Annotated in this window: 22 protein-coding genes; 17 read left to right on the top strand and 5 right to left on the bottom strand. The window is 36.0% G+C overall.

Annotated elements, in window-relative coordinates; genetic code table 11:
• Positions 1 to 5 precede the first annotated feature (5 nt).
• The 10 genes from ACIQ7T_RS21125 (at position 6) to ACIQ7T_RS21080 (ending at position 10,788) form a co-directional block, all read left to right on the top strand.
• Complete coding sequence (locus ACIQ7T_RS21125) at positions 6 to 998, top strand: ABC transporter permease (protein WP_370077306.1); 993 nt, start codon at positions 6 to 8, stop codon at positions 996 to 998.
• The gene (locus ACIQ7T_RS21120; RefSeq protein WP_402873274.1) at positions 979 to 1,890 is read left to right on the top strand and encodes a carbohydrate ABC transporter permease; all 912 of its coding nucleotides are present in this window, start codon (positions 979 to 981) and stop codon (positions 1,888 to 1,890) included. Before ACIQ7T_RS21125 ends, ACIQ7T_RS21120 begins: the two co-directional genes overlap by 20 nt.
• Before the next feature lie 24 nt (positions 1,891 to 1,914).
• On the top strand, positions 1,915 to 3,528 hold the full coding sequence (locus tag ACIQ7T_RS21115; protein WP_402873341.1) for an extracellular solute-binding protein: 1,614 nt from the start codon (positions 1,915 to 1,917) through the stop codon (positions 3,526 to 3,528).
• A 256-nt stretch (positions 3,529 to 3,784) separates the two neighbouring features.
• Positions 3,785 to 4,450: a YesL family protein gene (locus ACIQ7T_RS21110; RefSeq protein ID WP_370077304.1), complete on the top strand. Its 666-nt coding sequence runs from the start codon at positions 3,785 to 3,787 to the stop codon at positions 4,448 to 4,450.
• Positions 4,447 to 5,625, top strand: coding sequence for an N-acetylglucosamine-6-phosphate deacetylase (gene nagA, locus ACIQ7T_RS21105; protein ID WP_370077302.1), 1,179 nt, complete (start codon positions 4,447 to 4,449; stop codon positions 5,623 to 5,625). Before ACIQ7T_RS21110 ends, nagA begins: the two co-directional genes overlap by 4 nt.
• A 70-nt stretch (positions 5,626 to 5,695) precedes the next feature.
• A complete protein-coding gene (locus tag ACIQ7T_RS21100) occupies positions 5,696 to 6,427 on the top strand; it encodes a GntR family transcriptional regulator (protein WP_370077300.1) in 732 nt (243 codons plus the stop codon).
• 564 nt (positions 6,428 to 6,991) lie between these two features.
• Positions 6,992 to 7,834 carry a class II fructose-bisphosphate aldolase gene (locus ACIQ7T_RS21095; RefSeq protein WP_402873269.1) on the top strand — a complete coding sequence of 281 codons (843 nt, stop codon included), beginning with the start codon at positions 6,992 to 6,994 and terminating at the stop codon, positions 7,832 to 7,834.
• Complete coding sequence (gene pfkB, locus ACIQ7T_RS21090; protein ID WP_402873266.1) at positions 7,831 to 8,769, top strand: 1-phosphofructokinase; 939 nt, start codon at positions 7,831 to 7,833, stop codon at positions 8,767 to 8,769. Before ACIQ7T_RS21095 ends, pfkB begins: the two co-directional genes overlap by 4 nt.
• Positions 8,770 to 8,780: 11 nt before the next feature.
• The gene (locus ACIQ7T_RS21085; protein WP_402873263.1) at positions 8,781 to 9,794 is read left to right on the top strand and encodes an SIS domain-containing protein; all 1,014 of its coding nucleotides are present in this window, start codon (positions 8,781 to 8,783) and stop codon (positions 9,792 to 9,794) included.
• 118 nt (positions 9,795 to 9,912) lie between these two features.
• Entirely contained in the window at positions 9,913 to 10,788 is an 876-nt protein-coding gene (locus ACIQ7T_RS21080) for an ROK family protein (protein WP_370077293.1), read from the top strand.
• Positions 10,789 to 11,195: 407 nt separating this feature from the next.
• Here ACIQ7T_RS21080 and ACIQ7T_RS21075 read toward each other — a convergent pair whose 3' ends face one another.
• Both ACIQ7T_RS21075 and ACIQ7T_RS21070 read right to left on the bottom strand, forming a co-directional pair.
• Entirely contained in the window at positions 11,196 to 12,293 is a 1,098-nt protein-coding gene (locus ACIQ7T_RS21075) for an ABC transporter ATP-binding protein (RefSeq protein ID WP_370077291.1), read from the bottom strand.
• Positions 12,294 to 12,377: 84 nt separating this feature from the next.
• Positions 12,378 to 13,283 carry a PucR family transcriptional regulator gene (locus ACIQ7T_RS21070; RefSeq protein ID WP_402873259.1) on the bottom strand — a complete coding sequence of 302 codons (906 nt, stop codon included), beginning with the start codon at positions 13,281 to 13,283 and terminating at the stop codon, positions 12,378 to 12,380.
• Between the two features lie 380 nt (positions 13,284 to 13,663).
• On the opposite strand from ACIQ7T_RS21070, the gene ACIQ7T_RS21065 reads away from it, so the two are divergent.
• The 4 genes from ACIQ7T_RS21065 (at position 13,664) to ACIQ7T_RS21050 (ending at position 17,513) form a co-directional block, all read left to right on the top strand.
• The gene (locus tag ACIQ7T_RS21065) at positions 13,664 to 14,365 is read left to right on the top strand and encodes a class I SAM-dependent methyltransferase (protein WP_402873256.1); all 702 of its coding nucleotides are present in this window, start codon (positions 13,664 to 13,666) and stop codon (positions 14,363 to 14,365) included.
• 12 nt (positions 14,366 to 14,377) lie between these two features.
• The gene (locus tag ACIQ7T_RS21060) at positions 14,378 to 14,860 is read left to right on the top strand and encodes a GrpB family protein (RefSeq protein ID WP_402873254.1); all 483 of its coding nucleotides are present in this window, start codon (positions 14,378 to 14,380) and stop codon (positions 14,858 to 14,860) included.
• Positions 14,861 to 15,151: 291 nt separating this feature from the next.
• Positions 15,152 to 16,600, top strand: a complete 1,449-nt coding sequence (gene pdxR, locus ACIQ7T_RS21055) for a MocR-like pyridoxine biosynthesis transcription factor PdxR (RefSeq protein WP_402873251.1) — start codon at positions 15,152 to 15,154, stop codon at positions 16,598 to 16,600.
• A 4-nt stretch (positions 16,601 to 16,604) separates the two neighbouring features.
• Entirely contained in the window at positions 16,605 to 17,513 is a 909-nt protein-coding gene (locus ACIQ7T_RS21050) for a D-alanine--D-alanine ligase (RefSeq protein WP_402873249.1), read from the top strand.
• A gap of 196 nt (positions 17,514 to 17,709) precedes the next feature.
• On the opposite strand, the gene ACIQ7T_RS21045 is transcribed toward ACIQ7T_RS21050, so the two are convergent.
• The gene (locus ACIQ7T_RS21045) at positions 17,710 to 18,549 is read right to left on the bottom strand and encodes a YitT family protein (RefSeq protein ID WP_370077281.1); all 840 of its coding nucleotides are present in this window, start codon (positions 18,547 to 18,549) and stop codon (positions 17,710 to 17,712) included.
• A gap of 317 nt (positions 18,550 to 18,866) precedes the next feature.
• Here ACIQ7T_RS21045 and ACIQ7T_RS21040 point away from each other — a divergent pair, with 317 nt between their 5' ends.
• The 3 genes from ACIQ7T_RS21040 (at position 18,867) to ACIQ7T_RS21030 (ending at position 20,403) form a co-directional block, all read left to right on the top strand.
• Positions 18,867 to 19,505, top strand: a complete 639-nt coding sequence (locus ACIQ7T_RS21040) for a DUF2975 domain-containing protein (RefSeq protein WP_402873247.1) — start codon at positions 18,867 to 18,869, stop codon at positions 19,503 to 19,505.
• Positions 19,506 to 19,517: 12 nt separating this feature from the next.
• Complete coding sequence (locus tag ACIQ7T_RS21035; RefSeq protein WP_370077277.1) at positions 19,518 to 19,739, top strand: helix-turn-helix domain-containing protein; 222 nt, start codon at positions 19,518 to 19,520, stop codon at positions 19,737 to 19,739.
• A 100-nt stretch (positions 19,740 to 19,839) separates the two neighbouring features.
• Positions 19,840 to 20,403, top strand: coding sequence for a cupin domain-containing protein (locus tag ACIQ7T_RS21030; RefSeq protein ID WP_370077275.1), 564 nt, complete (start codon positions 19,840 to 19,842; stop codon positions 20,401 to 20,403).
• A 64-nt stretch (positions 20,404 to 20,467) separates the two neighbouring features.
• Here ACIQ7T_RS21030 and ACIQ7T_RS21025 read toward each other — a convergent pair whose 3' ends face one another.
• Complete coding sequence (locus ACIQ7T_RS21025) at positions 20,468 to 21,934, bottom strand: serine hydrolase domain-containing protein (RefSeq protein WP_402873338.1); 1,467 nt, start codon at positions 21,932 to 21,934, stop codon at positions 20,468 to 20,470.
• Between the two features lie 275 nt (positions 21,935 to 22,209).
• Positions 22,210 to 23,388, bottom strand: coding sequence for an ABC transporter substrate-binding protein (locus ACIQ7T_RS21020; RefSeq protein WP_402873244.1), 1,179 nt, complete (start codon positions 23,386 to 23,388; stop codon positions 22,210 to 22,212).
• Between the last annotated feature and the right edge of the window lie 71 nt (positions 23,389 to 23,459).

The following is a 23,459-nucleotide window of genomic DNA, read 5'->3' as shown; positions in this document are numbered from 1 at the left end:
TATGTATGACGCTTTTGGATGAAACAACTGTTGAAGAAAAGCCATTTAAAACAAAGCGTTTGTTCAAAAAGCAATCAAAAGTAAAGAGGAATCACTGGGTAGAGTGGAAGAAATCTATCAGGAAAAATTGGGAGCTTTATTTATTATTAGTCCCTGTCATCCTTTACTTTTTGATTTTCCATTATTATCCGTTATACGGCTTGCAAATTGCCTTTAAGGACTTTATTGCTACAAAGGGGATTACTGGTAGCCCATGGGTAGGTTTTAAGCATTTTGAACGCTTCTTTGATAGTTATTATTTTTGGAGATTAATTAAAAATACAATAGGAATTGGTGTATTTACGTTACTAGTATCTTTCCCTGTACCGATTATTATTGCATTACTGTTAAATGAAGTGAAAAGTCTTCGGTTTAAAAAGTTTATACAGACAATTATTTATGCACCGCATTTTCTATCAACAGTAGTTGTAGTAGGTATGTTGTTACTTTTCTTAAAGTCAGACGGGATGATTAACCAAGTTATTACGTTGTTTGGTGGTACGCCGATTGATTTTATTTCGGAGCCAGCATGGTTTAAGTCAATCTATGTACTATCAGACGTATGGCAAACAATGGGGTGGAGTTCCATTATATATATTGCAGCGTTATCGGCGGTAGATCCAGCGCAGCATGAAGCAGCAATGATGGATGGGGCATCAAAATTTCAGAGAATTATTCATATTAACATCCCGGCGATTATGCCAACAATCGTTATCTTATTTATCTTGAACGTAGGATCAGTTATGGCAATTGGATTTGAAAAAGTATTTTTATTGCAAAATGATTTAAATATATCGACTTCGGACGTCATTTCAACCTTTGTTTATCGAAGCGGGATTATAGAAGCGCAGTATAGCTTTTCAGCGGCTGTAGGTTTATTCAACTCTATCATTAACTTTATCCTTCTCATTATGGTAAACCAAATAGCGAAAAAAGTAAGTGATACAAGCCTATGGTAAAGGAGTGGTGAAATTGAAAGAATCGAAAGGCGATCAAGCGTTTACAATCTTTAATTATATTTTTTTAGCAATTGTTGCGATTATCGTTCTTTACCCATTGCTTTTTGTATTAAGTGCTTCATTAAGTAATCCGCAGTATGTTATCTCAGGTGATATGTGGTTATGGCCGAGGGACTTTACTGTCGAAGCATACAAAAAGGTATTTCAAAATCCAGAAATTATTAATGGATTTATCAATACATTGAAGTACACATTTTTCGGAACGGTATTGAATATTGTGATGACAATTTGTGCAGCCTATCCTCTTTCACGTAGAGATTTGAAAGGTAAAGGTTTCATTATGGCATTTATGGTATTCACGATGTTCTTCAGTGGAGGGTTAATACCAACATACTTATTAATTCGTGACTTAGGCATGATTAATACATTTTGGGTCATGATTATTCCGAATGCTGTTGCTGTATGGAATATTATTATTATGCGGACATTCTTCCAATCGATTCCTCATGAATTAGAGGAATCCGCAACGATTGATGGAGCAGGAAACTTTCGAATTTTATGGAGTATTGTACTACCACTATCATTCCCTGTTATGGCAGTAATGGTTTTATTCTATGCAGTAGGACATTGGAACTCGTATTTTCAAGCTTTAATTTATTTACAAGACCAAAGCAAGTTTCCACTCCAACTTATACTTAGACAAATCTTAATTCAAGGACAAGCCGATGATATGATTCAAGCAACTTCAGAAAGCTTTCTAGCTCAAAAACTTAGCGTTGAAGGGTTGAAATATGCTGTTTTAATCATTGCCAACCTACCAATGCTAATGCTTTATCCGTTCTTACAAAGATATTTTGTAAAAGGTGTCATGATTGGTTCATTAAAAGGTTAAAGAATAGGAGCGATTTAAATGGCGATGAAAAAGAAACGTGTATATGGTTTGATGGCAACTATGATGTTAGCAGCTAGTATTTTAGGAGCTTGTTCAGATAATAAAGAAAATAAAGCAAGTACAAGCGGCAACGCCGACAATGTGAGTGCTACGGGGATGCCCATTGCTAAAGAAAAAATTGAAGTAGATGGATTTGCAGCTAAGTTTTTTGCTTCACAAGATTGGAATAGCTTAATGCTATGGAAAGAATATGAAAAAATGTCTAACATCCATATTAATTGGACAACAGTTCAAACAGAAGTATTAGCAGATAAAAAGAACTTACTTTTAGCAGCAGGGAACTATCCTGAAATTTTCTTTGCATCGGCATTCTCAAGAACTGATTTAATCAAGTATGGTCAGCAAGGCGTATTCCTACCATTAAATGATTATATTGATAAATATGCACCGAATTTCAAAAAGCTTTTAGAAGAATACCCGACTGTAAAGCAAGGTATTACGATGGCAGATGGAAATATTTATGGTTTCCCAACAATCTATGATCCAAAGTTTGAGTCTCTTCGTGTAGGAGCACCATGGATCAATCAGCAATGGCTAGATAAACTAGGCTTAAAATCACCTGAAACGACAGAAGATTTATATAAAGTGCTTAAAGCATTTAAAGAAAACGATCCAAACGGTAACGGTCAACAGGACGAGCAAGGCTGGGGATCTGGTTATGGAATTAAGCAATTTATTGATTATTTAAGAGGTTCATTCGGCTTGAACAAACAAGGAACGATGAATCTGAATTTAGACTTTAAAGAAGGAACTGAAGAATTCCGCTTCGTTCCAACAACAGACGAATACAAACAATTACTTGAATTTTTAAACAAATTGTATAGCGAGGATTTAATCAATAAAGATGTTTTCACAACAGAGCCTCAAAAATTCGCTGCTGAAGCAGGTAAAGGGACTTTCGGTATGCTAAGTGAAGTAGATCCGAAAGAATTGTTCAAATTAGATGGTTATGTAGGTGCGCATGTATTAGAAGGCCCTAATGGAGATCGTCAATTTACAGCAATGTCTAACGGTCTTGGTAATTTAGGAATGTTTGTTGTCACAGATAAAGCGAAAAACCCTGAAGCGATGGTACGTTGGATTGACCATTTATACGGTGATGAGGGAACAAAAATGTTCTTCATGGGCTTTAAGGGTGTAACTTACGAGGAAGATGCAGCTGGTAATGTAAAGTATGTAGATAACATTACCAACAGCCCTGATGGTAAAAACTTAGATCAAGCAATAAGTGACTACCTAACATGGCCAGGCGGTTACTACCCTGGAATCGTTACACAAAAGTATTTCCAAGGGGCAGAAGCTAAAGAAAATTCAATTAACAATGCTAAGCAAGTAATGCCATATGCATTGAAAGATGAAGACATTATTCCAGGCTTGAACTTCACATTAGAGGAAAATGATCAAGTGTCAGCTATTTTAACAGACATTCAAACATATGTGGATGAGATGACAGCAAGCTTTATTACAGGTAAGACAAGCTTCGACAAATGGGATGACTATAAGAAAACAATTGAGAAGATGGGCTTAGAGAAATATATGGAAGTAGCTCAAGCAGCATATGACCGTACAAAAAAATAAAGTGTAGCTTCATACAGTCGGTGTCATCTCATTGAATGATAAAAGAACACAAGCTAAAACTCTCACTTCCTATGAAAACGCTTGTGTGACCAACAACCTATTGTCTGGAACTAATCGAACATTTACTGGCAGTTGAGCTTCAATTTATTTATTCTTTTGATGCAGATGCCTGACTGCCGGTTAATGTGGGATAAGAATGAGACATACGCGGCGAATTTAGTCGTGCATGGATTTCTATTGTAGGGAGGCAAAGTAAATGAAATTTGAAGGATGGAAAGGGAAATTATACTGGACAGTTGAGTTAATAACATTGTTAGCAGTGTTACAGTTAATGTGGATTGGCTTAACCTTACTTGGACTTATTTTATTCGGAATTACTCCCGCAACTGTTGCGATGTTTACAACATTACGTAAAAGGTTGCAAGGGGAGGACGATTTAAAACTACTTGTCAAAACATATTGGAAGACATATAAAATAGAGTTTATTTCATCGAATAAAATAGGTATTGTTATTTTAGGTATCGGCTACTTTTTAACAATTAATTTCCAGATAATTTCGTCGTTTCATGGGATGATAGGTTTACTATTGCTTACCTTATTTGTAACGATTAGTATTCTATTTTGCATTATGGTATTGAATATTTTTCAAATTTACGCTCATTATGAGCTACCATCCATCCGTTACTTTGCTGTTTCGATATTATTTAGCGTAGCATACCCACTTCAAATGATCGGCTCTATTGCAGGGATTGCCGTATTATATCGCATTTTTAGTTGGATTCCAGGATTATTGCCGTTTTTCGGCGTTAGTTTAACAGCTTTATTTTTATCTTGGATGTCATCGCATATTTTCAAAAAGAAAACGGAAGCTGAAGCACAAATAAAATCAGAGCATTATCCCAATGAAGGGGTGACTTCATGAACAAGACATGGATCATTCATGCCAATATTGTGATGGAAGATGGCATTTTAGCGAATGGTTTTTTACAAATGGTAGATGGGGAAATTGCAGTAATCGATCAAATGAATAATTGCCCTCCATTGATATCGTCTGACAATATTATTGATTGTCAGCAACAAGGCTATATTATTCCCGGGATGATCGATATACATGTACATGGTGCTTTAGGGCATGACTTTATGGATGGCGCCCCTGCTGATTATGCAAAAATTGCAAAATATTTAGCAAGCGAAGGTGTAACAGCCTTTTTAGCAACAACGACGACAAGCCCTATGTCAGAAATTGAAGCTGCTATCGAAGCACTTGCGTTTTATAACAAAGAACAGCCTACTGCGGTAGCTGAAATGTTAGGAATTCACCTGGAAGGTCCGTTTATCAATCGATCAAAAAAGGGAGCGCAGCCAGAGGAATCAATTTTAAAACCAAATGCTAGGCAATTTAATGATTTATACGACAAGTCAAATCAATTAATTCGCTTGGTTACATTTGCACCAGAGGAAGATGTGAATTTTGAATTACTTCGGGCATTGAAAAGTAAAGATGTGATCGCATCTATTGGTCACTCCGATGCTAACTATGATATGACTATCTGTGCCATAAGAGCAGGTATTACACATGCAACCCATCTATTTAATGGAATGAGAGGCATTCATCATCGCGAACCAGGTGTTGTAGGGGCAGTGCTATTAGAAGATGATGTCTATGTTGAACTGATTCCAGATAATATACATTTTCATAAAGATTTGCTGTTGATGATTCGTAAAATGAAAGGTTTGAATCGCATGCTTGTCATTACTGATGGTATGCGTGCAAAGGGAATGCCAGACGGTATTTATACATTAGGTGGCGAAGAAGTAGAAGTGTTTGATAATCGCTGTATTCAACGTAAAACAGGCTCCTTAGCAGGAAGTGTGTTGAATATGAATACAGCAAGAAAAAACATAGAAGAGTGGCTGACACTTTCACTAATCGAACAAGTTCGTCTCGTTTCTCTAAATCAAGCAATCCATTTAGAAGTTTCTGATCGTAAAGGCTCTCTCGCTGTAGGGAAAGATGCAGATGTTGTTTGGCTTAATGCTGAGGGAGAAATAGAGAAAACCTTTTGCTTAGGGAATCTTGCCTTTGAAAAGAATTGATATATCGATAGGCATCTTTTTGATTAGATGATATATTGATAACAAAACCTAGGAGAAGGATGAGTAGAAGATGAAACCGTTAGATCAAGCTAGTGTAATCCCGCTATATCATCAATTGAAACAAAGATTATCTGCTAAGATTCAATCGGGTGAGTGGAAGCCAGAGGATAAAATTGATTCTGAAAATCAATTGATGGAGATGTTTCGCGTCAGTCGAAATACTGCAAAGAAAGCAATAGAAGAATTAGTACAAGAAGGAAAATTATACCGCATTCAAGGGAAAGGAACTTTTGTTGCGAAGCCAAGGTTTGAACAATCGCTGGGTGGTTTTTATAGTTTTAGTCGTGTGCTTCAAGAAAAAGGTCTAAACCCAAGAGATGAAGTACTTGAGATTCAGGAAGTATTCCCTTCAACAAAGGTTAGACACAGTCTTGAATTAGGTGAAGATGAACAAGTCATTGAAATGAAACGCTTACGTTTTGCCGATAATGAACCAATTGTTTTAGAATCGTCATTTTTACCTAAAAGTATCATCAAGGATAGTGAAATATTACATGAGGTTAGTTCCTCTTCCTTGTATAGCCTATTAGCACAACGTTTTGACATTATCGTTGTGAGGGCAAAAGAAGCTTTCGAACCTGTTCTCATTAGTAGAGATGAGGCGCATTTGTTGAAAACGGAGGCAGGAAAACCCGCTTTATTACTAGAACGTACTGCATTTGATACTTCAGGAAAGCCAGTTGAATTTTGCATTTCAATAGTAAGAGGCGATCGCTGCCGGTTTTATACAGAATTAAATTAAACTCATAGTTCCTCTCTATGAGTTTTATAGTGTTAAAGAATAAAAAGTCCAAGGAATCTTTGTGAATGCTGGTATTTAAAATGTGGGTTATTTCTGTTTCTTTGACTACTCGCTGAGGGGCGAGTGCTTTTTCCGCTTACGTTGCTTCTGACACTTTGCTTTCGCACAGACGTGAAGAAGTTCCGTTTATCGTTATAAAAATGGAATATCATGCTAAAAGATACATGCTAAGTGTAGTGTTTGATTGGAGTGCAAGACTGAGCGACTCCTTGGCAATCACAGAGATGATTCTGCTTCAAACTTATAGAGGAACGAAGGCTAAAAGTATCGTGTCCTGTGATAACGCCTTCGTACCTAACATCCTTTTGGCCTAAACTGCTAATCGGGCGACTCTGGAAAGTGCTCAGTCGGAACGGAAATCAACCCATTTGTTTTGTCGGTGAGTTCATACTTTATAGGCATTTTAAGCTCATTGACATAATTGTTTTTAATAATGTCACATAAGTTATCTGAATTTTTATACTATAAATCATACCAACAACCCATTGAGGGAGGAACTCGATTATGCCACTAGTAACGACGAAAGAAATGTTAGAAGACGCTTATAGAAATAATTATGCAATTGGTGCTTTCGGGGCGCATAATTTGGAAATTATTAAAGCGGTTATTGTAGGAGCAGAGAAAGTAGGTGCACCTGTTATTTTACAAACGACTTCAAGCACTTATAAATATGTAGAAATGCATTATATGATTGCGCTTGCCAAAACAGCTGCTGAACAAGCAAAAGTACCAGTAGCCCTACATTTAGATCACGGTGAGTCATATAAAGTTGTAATGGAATGTTTACGAGCAGGCTATACGTCGGTGATGATTGATGGTTCTACATTGCCTTTTAAGGAAAATATTAATCTTGTGAAAAGAGTTGTAGATGCTGCAAGTGCAATTAATGTACCTGTCGAAGCAGAGCTTGGAACAATTGGTGGTGTAGAAGATGATGTAACGGTTGACGAAAAAATGGCCTTTTTCACGGATCCTAAACTAGCTGAACGCTTTGTGAATGAAACAGGTATCCAATCGTTCGCGCCAGCTTTTGGCACAGCACACGGTAAGTATAAGCAAGAACCACAGCTACAATTCGAACTACTGCAGGAAATTCACCGTGCTACAAATGTGCCATTAGTAATGCATGGTGCATCAGGTGTACCAGAAGAAAGCGTACGTAAATCTTTAAATTGCGGTATTGCGAAAGTGAATTTTTCAACAGAGCTAAAAGATTTATTTGCCGAGCAATTAAGAGCCTTCTTTTTAGAAAATCCGACAGAAAATGATCCTAGAAAGTATTTTCTTCCTGCACGGGAGGCATTAATTGAGTTAGTAGAGCAAAAGATTGTGATGTTACAAAAATGATTACGACGATAACTTTAAATGCAGCCATCGATCAAGTATATGAAATGAATTCTTTAATGCTTGGTGAGACAAATCGTGTATTGCAGAGGCTGCAGCAAGGTGGGGGAAAAGGCATTAATGTCGGACGCGTCATTCAAACGCTAGGTGGTGAAGTGTTCGTTGGTGGTTTCGTTGGTGGACTAAATGGGGAAAAAATAAAGGCACTTTTAAAAGAAGAGAAAATGCAAACAGGATTTATTCAAATAGAAGGCGAAAGTCGAATTTGCCTAACCGTTTCAAATAAGCAAACGAAGGAAATGACCGAGCTTTTAGAAGACGGGCCAACGATTCACCAGCATGAATGGCAAGAAATGCTGAATTGGATTGAAACCCAAACGCAGTGTTCTGAATATTTCGTGCTCTCAGGAAGTCTACCTAAGGGTGTACCGATGGCTGCTTATGCAATGATTATTCGATTATTAAAACAAAAAGGTGTTCGGGTTGCTCTCGATACGAGCGGAGAAGCTTTGAAGCAAGGCGTTGAAGCAATACCTTTTATTATTAAACCTAATGAGGATGAAATTGTTCAATTAATCGGGAAGCAGGCTGTAGCACAAGACGACTTAATTCAAGCTGGTGAAAAAATACAGGATTTAGGAATTGAGCATGTATGTTTTTCGTTGGGCGAAAAAGGCGCTTTATTTGTTAATCGTTCAGGGGTTTATCAAGTAAATGCACCGAAAATTAATGTTGTAAATACAGTTGGTAGCGGTGATGCGTTTTTAGGAGGACTTGTCTATAAGCTTTCAGAAGGTGTGGACTGTACAGAGGCATATAAATGGGCTGTTGCATGTGGCTCTGCAAATGCAGGCGAAAAAGAAATTGCGAAAGTACAAAAGGGGACTGTTCAAAGTCTCATCAAAGAGCTACAAATAACTAAAATTAAAGAGAGATAGGGGTTTTATTTATGCACACGTATAATGAGATTATGAAACAAGCTCAACAATTAGGTAAAACAAAAGAGATTGTTCAGTCGCTTACACTCAATGAAGATCCTGTAGACATAGTTCTTTTCACAGGATGTGGAACATCATTCTATTTAGCAATTGCAGCAGCACGTTATTACCAATCGGCTACAGGAGAAGTAGCGGTAGCAGTCCCAGCATCTGAGTTATTTTTACACACGGATACCCATATTCTATCAAATAAAAAGTATAATATTATCGGTATTTCACGCTCAGGAACAACTTCTGAAATTATTATGGCATTGGAGCATTTGAACGGAGTAGAGAATATACGTACAATGGCAGCTACGTGTAATGGTGATACACCATTGGCTGAAGTAGCAGATGAAGTGATTGCCTTAAACGATATTTCAGAAAAAAGTGTTGTAATGACGCAATCATTTTCTAATATGTTATATGCGCTTCAACTATACGCGGCAAAGATTAGTCAACGTGCTGAATTGATGAAACAATTAGAAAAAATCCCTGCACTTGTTAAAACAGCATTAGGCAATGGAGAGCAGTTAAAGCTAGTGACAGAGGATTTAACGAAAAAACGCTTTATCTTTTTAGGGTCAGGTGCTTATAACGGATTAGCTAAAGAGGCAACGTTAAAGCTAAAGGAAATGACACAAACAGAATGTGAAAGCTATTCTAATTTAGAATTCCGCCACGGCCCAATTTCTATTGTCGATAAAGAAACGGTTGTTATTTTATTTACACAAAACGAAACCAAGGACTTCGATCAAGCGTTAATAAAAGATATTCAAAAGCTTGGTGGTTTTGTTGCTGTAATTGGTATAGCATCAGCAGACTTGGAAGCAGATTTAATCATTAGACTTTCAGAAGAAATAGATGACTTGAATCGACTTGTTGAAGTAGTTCCATATTTCCAGTTGTTAGCGTATCAACGCGCAATATTCAAAGGCTATGATCCAGATAAACCACGTAATTTAACGCAAGTGGTAAGCCTTTAAATGAAACACTTCATTCAGTGAATAGGTAAAAGTTATTGTGTAATTAACGTCCAGTTATCCCGAATCAATCAGACACTACTGGTCGTTAATGTGGGATAAGAAAATTGGCGGTGAAAAGATGAGTTACATTTTAGTAGCAGACGTAGGTGGAACAAAATTAGCAGCGGCTTTATTTGATATACATCAGCAATTGTTGAGCACAAGAGAAGTGGCTAGTGATAAAACAAATCGAGAAGCTTTATTTGCTTGTTTGATTGATAGCTTTGCACAGCTATGTGCAGAAAAGGAAGTTACTTTTAATGAAATTTCAAAGGTATCTATTGGTGTGCCTGGTATCGTTGATATTGAAAAAGGTATCGCGGTTTATCAAAATAATATACCTTGGGAGAACTTTCCGATTTGTACGCGTTTAACTGAAGTGTTCCCACATGCTCATATTAAAATGGACAACGATGTGTATATAGCAACATGGGGAGAATATCGAGCTAGAGAGTTCTCCAAAGAAACGATGGTATATGTTACATTAAGCACCGGTATTTCTTGCTGTACGGTTGTCAATGGTGAATTTTTAAGGGGAACCGGATTAGCTGGTGAAATTGGCTTTAGTATTGTCGATAATGACGGAACTACACTAGAAGAAAGTGTAGCTGGACCAGCAATTGAAAAATTAGGGAGAAAGCTACTCGGTGATTCTGAGATATTATTGAAGGATATTATGGAACTTTACTACAATGGAAATCCGATCGTCGATAAGATTTTGGAGCCATTAGTCCAATCCGTAGAGAAACAGTTGCAGCAAATAATTTTTCTGCTTGATCCACATTGTATCGTTTTAGGAGGAGGCTTTTTTAATCATCATCCTAAAATCATTGACTATATTAAAGAAGCGATTCAGCAGCATTTTGTAGGGACACCTTTTGCAGGGAAAGAGCAAATCATTGAAAGCAGCATTCATAAAGGTGAAGCGGGTCTTTACGGAGCAGCGATAAAATAACAAAAGGCAGTAAACAAATGAAAGTTTGTTTGCTGCCTTTTTCTATTAATAATGTTAAAGGATACGAAGGTGAAATTTACGCAGGTTTCTACGGGAAGGGGCGGATTTATCAAGTATGCCTCGGCATACTTGTGTCCGGAATCGACTGTATGCTTAGGCCTGCAGATGTCTTTTGTGCGAAAGCGCAGTGCTAACGTAGCGGCAACAACATGTTTTTGTCTGTGCGAAAGCGAAGCGACAGCAACAACATGAGGGCCGACACGATGTCGGTCATTTCGGTAATGCCACAGGACGTGGCGTTTTTACCGATGCAGGTCGGTTAGTCGTTATCGCATGGATGCGATAACGGCTAACATCCTATATGAACACCTTTACGATTTCCGTAGCATCCGCCAGAGGCTTTAACCTTAACGAATGCGTTTCTCTGTTTCTAAGTCAAAAAAATGAACGCGTGACATGTCAAATAGTAGATGTGCGACCTGACCTTGTGTAATTTTTGTATCGGAGTTCACCCGCGCGATATAAGGCTGACCATTTAATTGTGCATGTAGCATCAGCTCAGCACCTGTTAATTCTGATACTTCAATATTTGCGTCAATTGCTGTGAAGAACGGTTCGGGATTTACGGAAGATTTTTCATAAATATGCTCTGGTCGAATGCCAAGAAACAGTTCTTTTTGTAAATAACCTCGTTCTTTTAATAATTTACTTTTTTCTGCTGGAATAGTTAGTGTAATATCATCAATCTGAATCCCGTTTTCTTGGAATACTCCTTTAAAGAAGTTCATTGATGGTGAGCCGATAAAGCCACCAACAAATTTGTTCTCTGGTGTTCCATATACTTCTTCAGGTGTCCCGATTTGTTGAACTATACCATCCTTCATTACAACGAGACGAGTGGCCATTGTCATCGCTTCTGTCTGATCGTGTGTTACGTAAATAGTAGTCGTTTTTAATCGTTGGTGAAGCTTTGTAATTTCAGCGCGCATTTGTACGCGAAGCTTTGCATCTAAATTGGACAGAGGCTCGTCCATTAAGAAAATATTTGCATCGCGGACGATTGCTCGACCGAGTGCTACACGTTGACGCTGCCCACCTGATAGAGCTTTCGGCTTGCGATCTAAATACTTTTCTAAATCGAGAATTGCAGCTGCATTGTGGACACGCTCTTTTATTTCCTGCTTAGAAAACTTGCGAAGCTTTAAGCCAAATGCCATATTATCGTATACTGTCATATGCGGATATAGTGCGTAGTTTTGGAAAACCATCGCGATATCTCGATCCTTAGAAGGTACATTGTTCATTTTCTTGCCATCTATTAAAAAATCACCAGACGAAATTTCCTCTAAGCCGGCAATCATTCGTAATGTTGTCGATTTCCCACAACCGGAAGGCCCAACAAGTGCAATAAACTCCCGATCTTGAACCGCTAAATTAAAGTCAGATACAGCTGTTACACCGCCATCATATGTTTTAATAATATTTTTAAGTATGATTTTTTCCATGTTTATAGCCCCTTTGTTTGTTTTTTTAAGTGTATAAAAAATGTAGGGGAAAACTAAATATTTAAAATGCATAATTTTCAGTCATTATTTTTGTGCATTTTGTAATTTTGATCGAAGAAAGCTAGCAATATAGACGAGTATAGCGCCGTCTAGATTTTTTGTAGAAATATTTGTTGTTTCTTGAAATTTTGCTAAACGGTAATTAAGAGTATTTCGATGAATATGTAGTTTTTTTGATGTCAAAGAAATATTTAAACCACATTCGTAAAATGTCTTGACTGTGTCAAGCAACTCCATATCAGACTGCAAAGGTATTAAAATTTGTTCCTCTATAAATTTCAATATGGAAGTAGGCATTTGTTGCGTTAATAAAATAGGGAATATCGTTTCAAATGAATAAAATTGTTCAGCATTTTTATAATGTAAGCATTCCTCGAACCATTGAGCTTCTCGTTGGAACTTACTTGGGAATTGCTTATTTATTTCATAAGCTTCGCCTTGATACAAATGAATTTGAACGAAAAAATCTGTTTCAATTGTGCGAATAAGTGCAATGAAATCTTCCTTTTTATTAATCGAACTATCCATAGCCTCAATTAATAGAAAGCGATTTGTTGCAACCTGAAGTACTACCGTATCTTGCTGGAAAAAGTTCAAAGTAGCTTCTTTTAATTCTTCAGCAGGAGGATTATCATTTAAAAAGATGAGCTGAATAACGCGAGCTTTGCTATATGATAGCCTAGATGGTATGTCACCGTTCAAATATAAAAATTCATACCAGATTTCCGATGGTTGAGATATTGTGGAAGTGATCTCAGTATAAAAAACAGTGAGCCATTGGTAGTCACGCTGTGAAATCTCTTGCTTGGAAACAGAAAACCATTCATTTGCTTGTTGATGGTAGAAATAAAAAAAGTCATACATTAACTCAGTTGGCTTTGTTCGATAATGACGGTAAGTAGAAAACAATGCTTTGAGATTTAAGTTCATTAGATAACTCCTTCCTTTGATATTCTGTAACCAAATATGAATTGCTCCCTTACAAGCAGACAGTGGAAATAATAAACAGATTTTAAGCGGTTTGAGCCATGTAGTCCAATGGCTTAAGCCGTTTAGCTCTTTTTTGGAATGTTCTTATTTTTGTTGTTGACGTGCGGTGGAGACATTTACGATAAGCAGTGTGAGAAATGCTAGCCATTTCAGTGTAACATTTTGTATTTCAATGAACATTAAGAAGTGTCAAAACTAATAGAAGGAGAGATAGTTATCTATATTCGGAAGAAAGATTGATAACATTCTTGGAGGAATATACCATATAATAAAGAGATAGAATATTTAGTTTTTAGATAGATGCAAATTGGAGGCGTAAAATGCTAATCAAATCAAATGAACAATTGCTAGTTGTATTAGATAATTTATTACGTGAACCGCAGGGATTTTGGGATGGATTTTATGATCAAACATTTAAAAAGGTACCTTTTTTTGTTAATAAACCTGATGAAAATCTAGTAAGCTATTTTGAAAAAAAGGTGATTCAGCCAGATAAAGTTTTAGAGTTAGGCTGTGGCGCTGGACGAAATGCCATTTACTTAGCAAAACAAGGCTGTTCAGTTGTTGGTGTCGACTTATCGGATCATGCATTGCAATGGGCGCAAAAAAGGGTTGATGAAGCAGACGTAAATGTAGATTTCATTTGTGCTAATATTTTTGAACTGAATCTACAAGAAGAGAGCTTTGATTTTATTTATGATTCAGGTTGTTTTCATCATATAGCACCTCATCGTCGTGTGACGTATATTGAATTGATTCATAAATTATTAAAGCCTAATGGTTACTTCGCTTTATGCTCATTTGAGGAACATGGTGCATGTGGTGGTTCCGCCATCTCAGATGAAGAAGTATATAGAAAACGTAGCTTAGAAGGCGGATTAGGGTATACCAAAAATCAACTAAAAGAAATATTTCAATCATTAGAAGAAATAGAAATACGGAAAATGATAGCCATATCTGATGAAGATCAATATTTCGGTCTAGAAGGATTTTTAGTAGGTTTATTTAAAAAGAATCAATGAGGAGGTAAGCTTGTGCGGAAAATTAAAGTTCAGCTTTCCGAATATAATCCACATTGGGAGCAACAATATGCATTTGAACAAAACGAAATTGGAAAAGCTTTAGGTGATAGTGCTATTCGTATTGAGCATATTGGAAGTACATCGATAAAGGGACTAAAAGCGAAACCGATTATTGATATTCTTGTTGGTGTCCGGAGTTTAGATGAAGTGCTGAGCTTCATAGACGCTTTAAGTAAAATTGACTATGAATATGTACCGAAACTACAGTTTAAGGATAGAAGATTTTTTAGAAAGGGATTATGGGGGCAGGGAACAATCCATTTACATATTTGTGAATATAACGGTAATGAATGGGCTGAAAAATTACTTTTCCTTGATTATCTTAGATCACATCCAAAAGCAGCAAATGAATATGCGGTATTAAAAAATCAATTAGCGTCTAAATATCGATTCGATCGACATACACAAAGGAAAAAGAGCCGTTTATCCAAATGATTCTTCAAAAGGCTAAGATGTTGTGAATAAAAGGCTTTGAGATTAGGTCCTTTCAATTATTCCCGGGAAATAATTATGATTAATTGCTTAAAGAACGGGATGATAGAAAGGACTTCAAAATGTATTTTTATCCTCAATTATAATTAGCCTATAATAGGTGCAATTCTTCATTTTGAAGGATTGAATTTTTTACGAGCTAGAAATCGTACCACAAGGAAGGAAAAATCCCTATCCTGTGGACCTTTTGAGTTGGATACAGTTATGTAAAAATAAAGCAAGGGGGTATAGGAAGTGTTTAATGATTTTAAGCTTAACGATGATCGTCCGGTTTATATTCAATTAAAAGATTATTTGAAAGAAAAGATTGTGAAGGGACACTTGCTGGAGCATCAAAAACTTCCATCTACCCGTGAACTTAGTAAATTATTATCGATCAGTAGAAATACGGTACTGAATGCATATGCAGATTTAGAGCAAGAGGGCATGATCTATGCTGTAAAAGGAAAAGGTAATTTTGTAGGGAAAGTCGAAACGTTGAAAGCTTCATCTGTCGAATTTAATTGGAAGGAGAGGCTAAATAACGTTACTTTGTTAGCTGATGAATTAGATTTAATGAAGCAAGATATTCATGGAGAAAAAGGGATGATTTCCTTCAATAGTGTTGCCCCTGAAGAAAAGCTTTTTGATGTTGAAAATTTTAAAAGAGCCTTTTTGACCCGTATGTCCCTTGAAGGAGATGTCGTGTTGAATTACGGATACGCAAAAGGCTATAAACCTTTAATCGAGTACCTTCTTCACTATATGGAAATGAAGGGTGTAGATATTTCCAATAAAGATATTTTAATTACGAATGGCTTTACCGAGGGCTTGGATATTTTATTATCTTCTTTAAGTAAAAAATCCGGACGTGTTATTTGCGAAAACCCTACTCACCATGCGGCATTAAAGCTTTTTCGCTTACACGGATTTGACATCCACGGAATCGACATGAAGGATGATGGTATCGATATTGAACAAGTTAAGAAAAGCTTATCGGAAAAGGAATTTGATTTTGCTTACTTAATCCCGTCCTATCATAATCCGACAGGTATTGTGACATCTTCTGAAAAAAGAGCTGAAATTATTAGGCTTTTTTCGCAATATCAAATTCCGATTGTGGAGGATGGCTTTAATGAGGAATTACGTTATTCAGGCTCGCATTTAGCACCGCTAATGACTTTTATCGGTGAGGGCAACAATGTTATTTATATTAGTAGCTTTTCTAAAATTCTTTTTCCGGGCTTACGTGTTGGATGGATATTAGCTGATAAGGAACTCATCCACTGTCTGGAAAGTATGAAAAGAGCACGTACTATTCATACATCGACATTAGATCAGGCTGTGCTTTATCAATATTTACAGGATGGTTATTTTGAAAAATATTTAAAAAAGGCGAAGTTCGTATATAAGAAAAAATATGAATTAGCCCGTCAAGCTTGCCATCATTACATTCCTTTTAAAAGACTGACAGGAGATGGTGGACTTCATCTCTTTATTGAGCTAGAAAAAGGAATGGATGCTCGTACACTATTGAAGAAGTGCTATCAAAGGGGAGTTGTTTTTTATCCTGGAGACGTTTTTTATAGCAATGGCGAAGGCAGTAACACATTTCGATTAGGATTTTCTCGGCTAAAAGAAGAGGATATTGTGCGTGGCATTAAGATTATTGGTGATACTTTGAAAAATGAAATAGGGAGTTGAACATATGAAAGTTGGCGTTATTATGGGGGGCGTTTCCTCAGAAAAGCAGGTCTCTATCATGACAGGGGAAGAAATGATCGCTCATTTAGATAAGAGTAAATACGAAGTGGTAGCTATTGCACTAAATGAAAATAACACGTCAGAGCTTATTGAAAAGGTGAGAGATATTGATATTGCTTTAATAGCATTACATGGCAAATTTGGAGAGGATGGTACGATTCAAGGTGTACTAGAGGCTATGGGCGTTAAGTATACGGGTAGTGGTATACTTTCAAGTAGTATGTGTATGGATAAAAATATTTCGAAAAAAATTCTACGTTATGAAGGCATTGAAACACCGGATTGGCTTCATCATTCGATTATCGAGGAGCTTCAGTTTGATGAATTAGATAAGATGGGCTATCCGTTAGTAGTTAAACCTAATTCGGGTGGCTCCAGTGTAGGGGTAAAAATAGTTAATGATAAAGATGCTTTACTCACTTCGGTTGAGGAAGTATTCAAATGGGATCCTGAAATCATTATTGAAAAATATATAGAAGGTGAAGAAATAACATGCTCCATTTTAAACGGGGAGCTATTACCGATTATTTCAATTCGCCATACAGCGCAGTTCTTTGACTATAAAGCGAAATATGAGGATGCCACTACGATAGAGGAAGTTGTAGAACTTCCACCTGCCATACATGAACGTGTTGCTGAAGCCGCAAAAGCCTGCTATAGCGCATTAAAGTGTAGTGTTTATGCCAGAATCGATATGATGATCAAGGATGGAATCCCATACGTCATGGAGGTTAACACATTGCCAGGGATGACAAAAAACAGCCTACTCCCAAAAAGCGCATCCTCGGCCGGAATTACTTATACGCAACTTTTAGATAGGATTATTGAAATTTCCTTACAGGTTGAGGAATAAAGGCTTCATCGCCGAAATTTTAGATGCATTTGTAAAACGTATACTATGTATATAAGTTGATTGGAGTAGAGGCTGGGCGACTCCGTAGGGATTAGTATGAATAGTGAAAGATTGTTCAATAGAAAAAACACCTCTATGTTGATTTTTAAAGGGATAATCCCCATTTTCAACAAAAGGTGTTTTCTTAGTTTCTTAATTACGCCTTAGATAATTCAATAAATCCATGTCCAAAAACATCTCGTACATCATGAATAGCAATAAAAGCATCCGTGTCTATTTCTTTGACAATTTTCTTTAACTTCACAACTTCCTGTTTACTAATAACAATGTACAGAATCTCTTTTTGTTCCTTCGTGTAATAGCCATGGCCTGATAGAACTGTCACGCCTCGATTCATAAAACCACTCACATGACTGGCAATCTCTTCTGGCTTATTCGAAATAATCGTAACTGCCTTTTTCGGGTTTACACCTTCAATAACAAACTCCATCACCTTTGTTCCGACATAAAGCATAATGACAGTAAGCATTAATGCTTCTGCTCCGATAATAAAGTAAGATGAAAAAGCTACAATTAAATCAAAAAACAATAAACCGTAACTAATACTCCAGCCTAAATATTTGTTCGTCATTCTAGCTAAGATTGTTGACCCTGCTGTTGTTCCACCAACTCTTATAATTAAGCCTATACCAACTCCAGCAAACACCCCGCCAAAAATAGCATTCACAATAATTTCATTTGAAGAAATCGACCACGATTCTGTTAAATGTAAAAACAGTGAATGAAGGGATACTGCAATAATCGTATAAATAGTCATTTGCCTACTTAAAAACTTATAGCCAACTACTAATAAAGCTGCGTTTAGCGCAAAGCTCACAATACTTGGCGACCATCCAAACAAATAATAGGCGATGATTGTTAAACCTGTTACGCCACCTTCACCTAAATCATTAGGTATAACAAATAAGTTTACAGCCAGTGCAAAAAGCATCGCCCCGATTGCAATCATTAAAAAATCCATAATGAACTTCTTCATATATACACCACCAAAACAAATTGATTTTTTCCTAAATACATACTATATCAAGTTCCAGACATTTCATATACTTTTTGGAATGTTCGTTTATGATAAATCTTATTCATGTTAGTATGTCCTTTATTGGAGAAAAAGTCGAATTGAAAAAAATAGTTCATGAAGCTGTTATTAAACATCGATGTGAAATCAGCTTATAATATATACTATATCCGAGCTTTAAGTATCTACAAAACGGAGGTGTGAAATAATATATCCTACAATAATTGGGGGAAGGAATATAAATAAAGAACAAATAATAAGGAGTGTTAGAAGCAGTTATGGATCAATCGTTAGCAATTCGTAATATTAAAATGAGTTTGAGAATATTAAATATATTATTAATAGCTACTATAGTAATCATTGCATCATGTATCTTATTACTCTTTGGGTTATTAGTTGTAGCTTTAACAGTCTCTGGTGAGAAGATTAATAAACTAGTTTTAGATTCTAACATTGACATTTCTTTTAAATTTAATGGATTAACTGTTTTTTTTAATAAAGATATAACGAGTAATTTTGTTTATGATAAAAGTGAAACAATCGTATTAATTTTACTCTCGATGATCTTTACTTTGATTGTTATGTCAATTTTTATTTTATTATGGAAATTTGTTAAATCAGTCATTGTTGGGGATGTATTTACTCTTAGAAATAGTAAAAGAATAGAGCTAGTAGCATATAGTTTATTAATTTTAAGTTTTTTAAGTAATACGGTTCAAGCATATATAGTTTCAACATTATTACATATGTTTTTAAACAATAATGAATTAGACAATATTGAATGGATTCAATCCGTTTCTTTTAGATTTTTTGATATAAATTGGAGCATACTACTATGTAGTTTTATAGTTTGGACAATTGGTAGGATATTTAGATATGGCTCTTTTTTACAAGAAGAGTATGATGCAACAGTATAGGAAGTGAAGAAATTGACGATTATCGTAAGATTGGATCGTGTATTAGCTGATAGAAAAATGCAATTAAGTGAGCTTGCAGAAGCAGTAGACATATCGATTGTCAATTTATCGAATTTAAAAACGGGGAAGGTAAAGGCAATACGTTTTTCAACGTTAAATGCAATTTGTAAAGTATTGAATTGTCAACCGGGGGATATTTTAGAGTATGCTGAGGATGAGGATACCTTTGAGTAAATAAATTTTTAAGTTGTACTATAGGATGGAAATACGTATAAGTACATTTCTAGAACAAGTCGCATAGGATAACCTTATAATGTGTGAGGGGATTGAGAAAATGTACTACATTCCTTATTACGGAAACATGCCTATGTATAGCTATAGAGATCAGCTTGTTTATTGGACACCTCCTTATCAGGTAGGGTATGCGAACAGTGCTGAACCTTCTCGTTTTTCCAATGGTGGAAGTATTGTATTAAAAGATTATGGACCTCAGCCACTTGTCATCAATCTTAAAGATGCAGCTAAGCAAAACGATACGTATCGTACTACTCTGTGGACGGGAAAGAACTCACAGATTACTTTAATGAGTATTAATGTTGGTGATAATATTGGCTTGGAAATACACCCAAATGTTGATCAAATTTTATATATTGAACAGGGTGAGGGATTTGCTCAAATGGGCCCTAGTAAAAACAATTTAAATTATGAAAGAAAAGTCTACGAAAATTATGCCGTAGTAGTGCCTGCTGGAACGTGGCATAACGTCACGAATATAGGGAATGTGCCATTAAAGCTTTATTCAATATACGCTCCTCCTAACCATCCATTTGGTACGGTACATGTTACGAAAGCAGACGCTATGGCCTCGGAAGCAGGCTACGGTCAAGGGAATGAATAATCAATTTTAGATATGAAGCTTTTTCCTTGATAATACAAGCATAACTAAAAAAGACAACTCCTACTTAGAGAAGTTGTCTTTTTTGTCGTCGTTTAAATGCAATATAGATAGATAATAAGCCATTCAATGTTAAAAGGGTAACCAGTGCTATGGCCAAAAATGCAATATCGGGAGCAAAATATCTAATAGTGTGCCAAGGTGTTCCTGTATTATAGCTTAATAATGGAATGGAGATAATGGCCAAAACTAAAAGTATAAAACCGAATATACCCGACACTCTTCCTTTATTAGTTTTAACCTTTAATAGAAGATAAATAAACATCACAAAAAGTAAACATAATATAGCAATTGTTATGACTTGAAATGTAGGTTTATATTTAGGTGCGTCAACGGGCTCTTTCCCATTTAAAATATTAATAATCCCTTCTTTCAAGTAAAGAAGTGATTTTTCCTCTAATATATGACTTTTGTTAGTGAGAATTACCCCGCCCCAATCAGTTTCTGGTAGATAAAATACTTCTGAGCGTGCGTCAGGATTTGAACCAGAATGCCATATCATTTCTTCTTTGGATTCTGGATATGAGATTCGTACACCAAGGCCGTAATATCGATATTTACTAGTTTGAACAAATGGCGATATATAAAGGTTCAACGCATTTTTACTTAAAAAATCGTTATGCTCATGGTGACTAAGTAGCTTAATGTACTGCACCATATCTGTTGCACTTGCCGTTATATATCCGTAGGGTGTCCCTCCATTATCAAATGTGACTGTGCTTTTGACAGGGTGACCAAGCCATGATTGATAGCCAGATAAGTATCCTTTTTCATAGGCCATGCTACTATTAGCGGCTGCACTTTTCATCCCTAATGGAGAAAAAACTTGTTCCTCCATATATTCAGAAAATGGTTGATTGGTCACTTCTTCGATGAGAGCTCCAAGAATAGAAAAGTTAGCATTACTATACTGATGTTTTTCTCCAGGAGCAGCAGTCAGCTTCACATTCGATAAACTTTCTGCATTTTCCTTTATAGCACTTAAATCTTTAGATTCTTTGTCCGATATAGCTAAGCCAGAATAAGTGCTTATCCCACTTGTTTGCGTAAGTAACTGTTTAATCGTTATTTGAGAAGCGGCTTGTTTATCTTTTAGGGTAAACCATGGCATATACTTTTGAACTGGATCATCTAATTGAATAATGCCTGCATCAACCAATCTCATGATGGCTAAACCTGTTAATGATTTACTAATAGAACCAACTACAAATGGAGTTTCAGCAGTTACCTTTTCTTCGGATTCTCCCGTTACGCCCCACGATTTAGAATAAAAAATATCATTTTTATGAACAATAGCAATAGATGCCCCTGGAATTCGCTGCTCTTCTAAAAAGTTTTCAACATACTTATTTATAGTACGCTTAATGTCTTGTTCCCCAGAATCTGCAGAGATTTGTGAGACTGGTTGAAATAGATAGAATGGAATAAATAATAAACATACTACTATTGTTTTATATACAGAGATTTTTTTCATTGTTGTTTTCACCTATTCCCCCGAAAATTTTTCCTTCATAATTTCATAGTCACGACCTTTAATCTATTAAGTAAATTTCAAAAAAATATGGCTCATTACCAAACGCGTGGTTGATTTCCGTTCCGACTGAGCGCTTTTCTGGGGCGTCCAATGAGCCGCTTCGCTCACATTACGTATTAACAAATTCCGTTCCTAATTTTTAGTGATTATCCAAAAATATACACTTCTTTAAAGTATATGATATTTGTTGTGAATACTATTCGGGAGAATTTAAACTACTTAATCCAAAGCTTTCGAAAATCTACGAAGCCGAACGAATCAAATTGGATATCCTTAATCATAGGATGGAAGATACGGCTTTTAATAGGATGATTTAAATATAAAAATAAATTCTCTTGTCGTATATAACATTCAACCTCGTTAATCCAACATTCTCTTGTCTGCCAATCCGTTGCTTGCTTTATTTTTTCAAAATAGACATTCAAATTTTCTAAGTGAGCATTAGATAAAAAACGATTAAAAATAAGTGCTTTATTTAAAAATGCACCTAAAAAAGATAAGTGATGATCCATCGAAGCAACTTCACCCATCATTAATAAATCGGCTTCTTCAAGAGAAGGATCGTAGTAATCTGATATTGAGTAGACTTTAACATCTAAGTGAAGACCGAATTTACGAGCTTCTTGTTTGACCCACTCGGCTTCCTCAACACAGTTTTGTTTGTCCAGCGTATATACAGTTATTAATTCTCCTTGATATCCGGCCTCTTCTAGTAAAGATTGAACGCGCTGAATATCCTTTGTTTGGTGCTTAGATTTCCAAAAGAAATAGCTGGACGCTTCTTGAAGATTACTTCGACCTAAATCCTTCCACAATTTCCGTACATCCATAAGATGATAAATAGCCTCTCGAAACGCAGCATTATGAACAATAGTATTGCGTTTGAAATTAAATGACAAAAAGCGAAATCCCACTTCAATGTCTTGTTTATGTTGGTAAGTTGTAATCGTTTCATTGTGATTTTGCACTTCATACATAGCAGAGTGAGTTGTTTCAATTGGTACCCGATAAATTTCAATCTCATCTAATATTGGTCTAGTAAGAAAGTAATTGTCGAACGCTTGGAGGACGAGTAAGTTATCCGTCCGTTTTTTAATTTGAAAAGGACCTGTTCCTATCCACTTATTTTCGTCGAATGGCTCATTGACAGGCAATATAACGAGATTGTGGAAGCTCAGAAATCTAGGGAAAAGTGCATTTGGTTTAAAAAGCTTAAAGCGAATTGTAAAAGGAGAAAGACACTCTATTTGGTCTATATCTTCCACAAGCCAAGAATGTGGTGAAGAACTTGTTTTAAAACGATCAAGCGTATAGCGCACATCTTCACTTGTTAATAAGTGCTGATTATGAAAGCGGACTCCTTTTCTTAAGACGGATTGTAATATTAAGTGCAACACCTAGAAGTCAATATAAAGGAAGCCCATAACGACCTCGTGTAGAATGTAGTTACCACACAAACATTCAA

It is taken from the genome of Lysinibacillus sp. NPDC096212, from assembly GCF_044763105.1.
In the GTDB taxonomy this organism is placed as follows: domain Bacteria; phylum Bacillota; class Bacilli; order Bacillales_A; family Planococcaceae; genus Lysinibacillus.
This window is presented reverse-complemented; position numbering and strand designations above follow the sequence as displayed.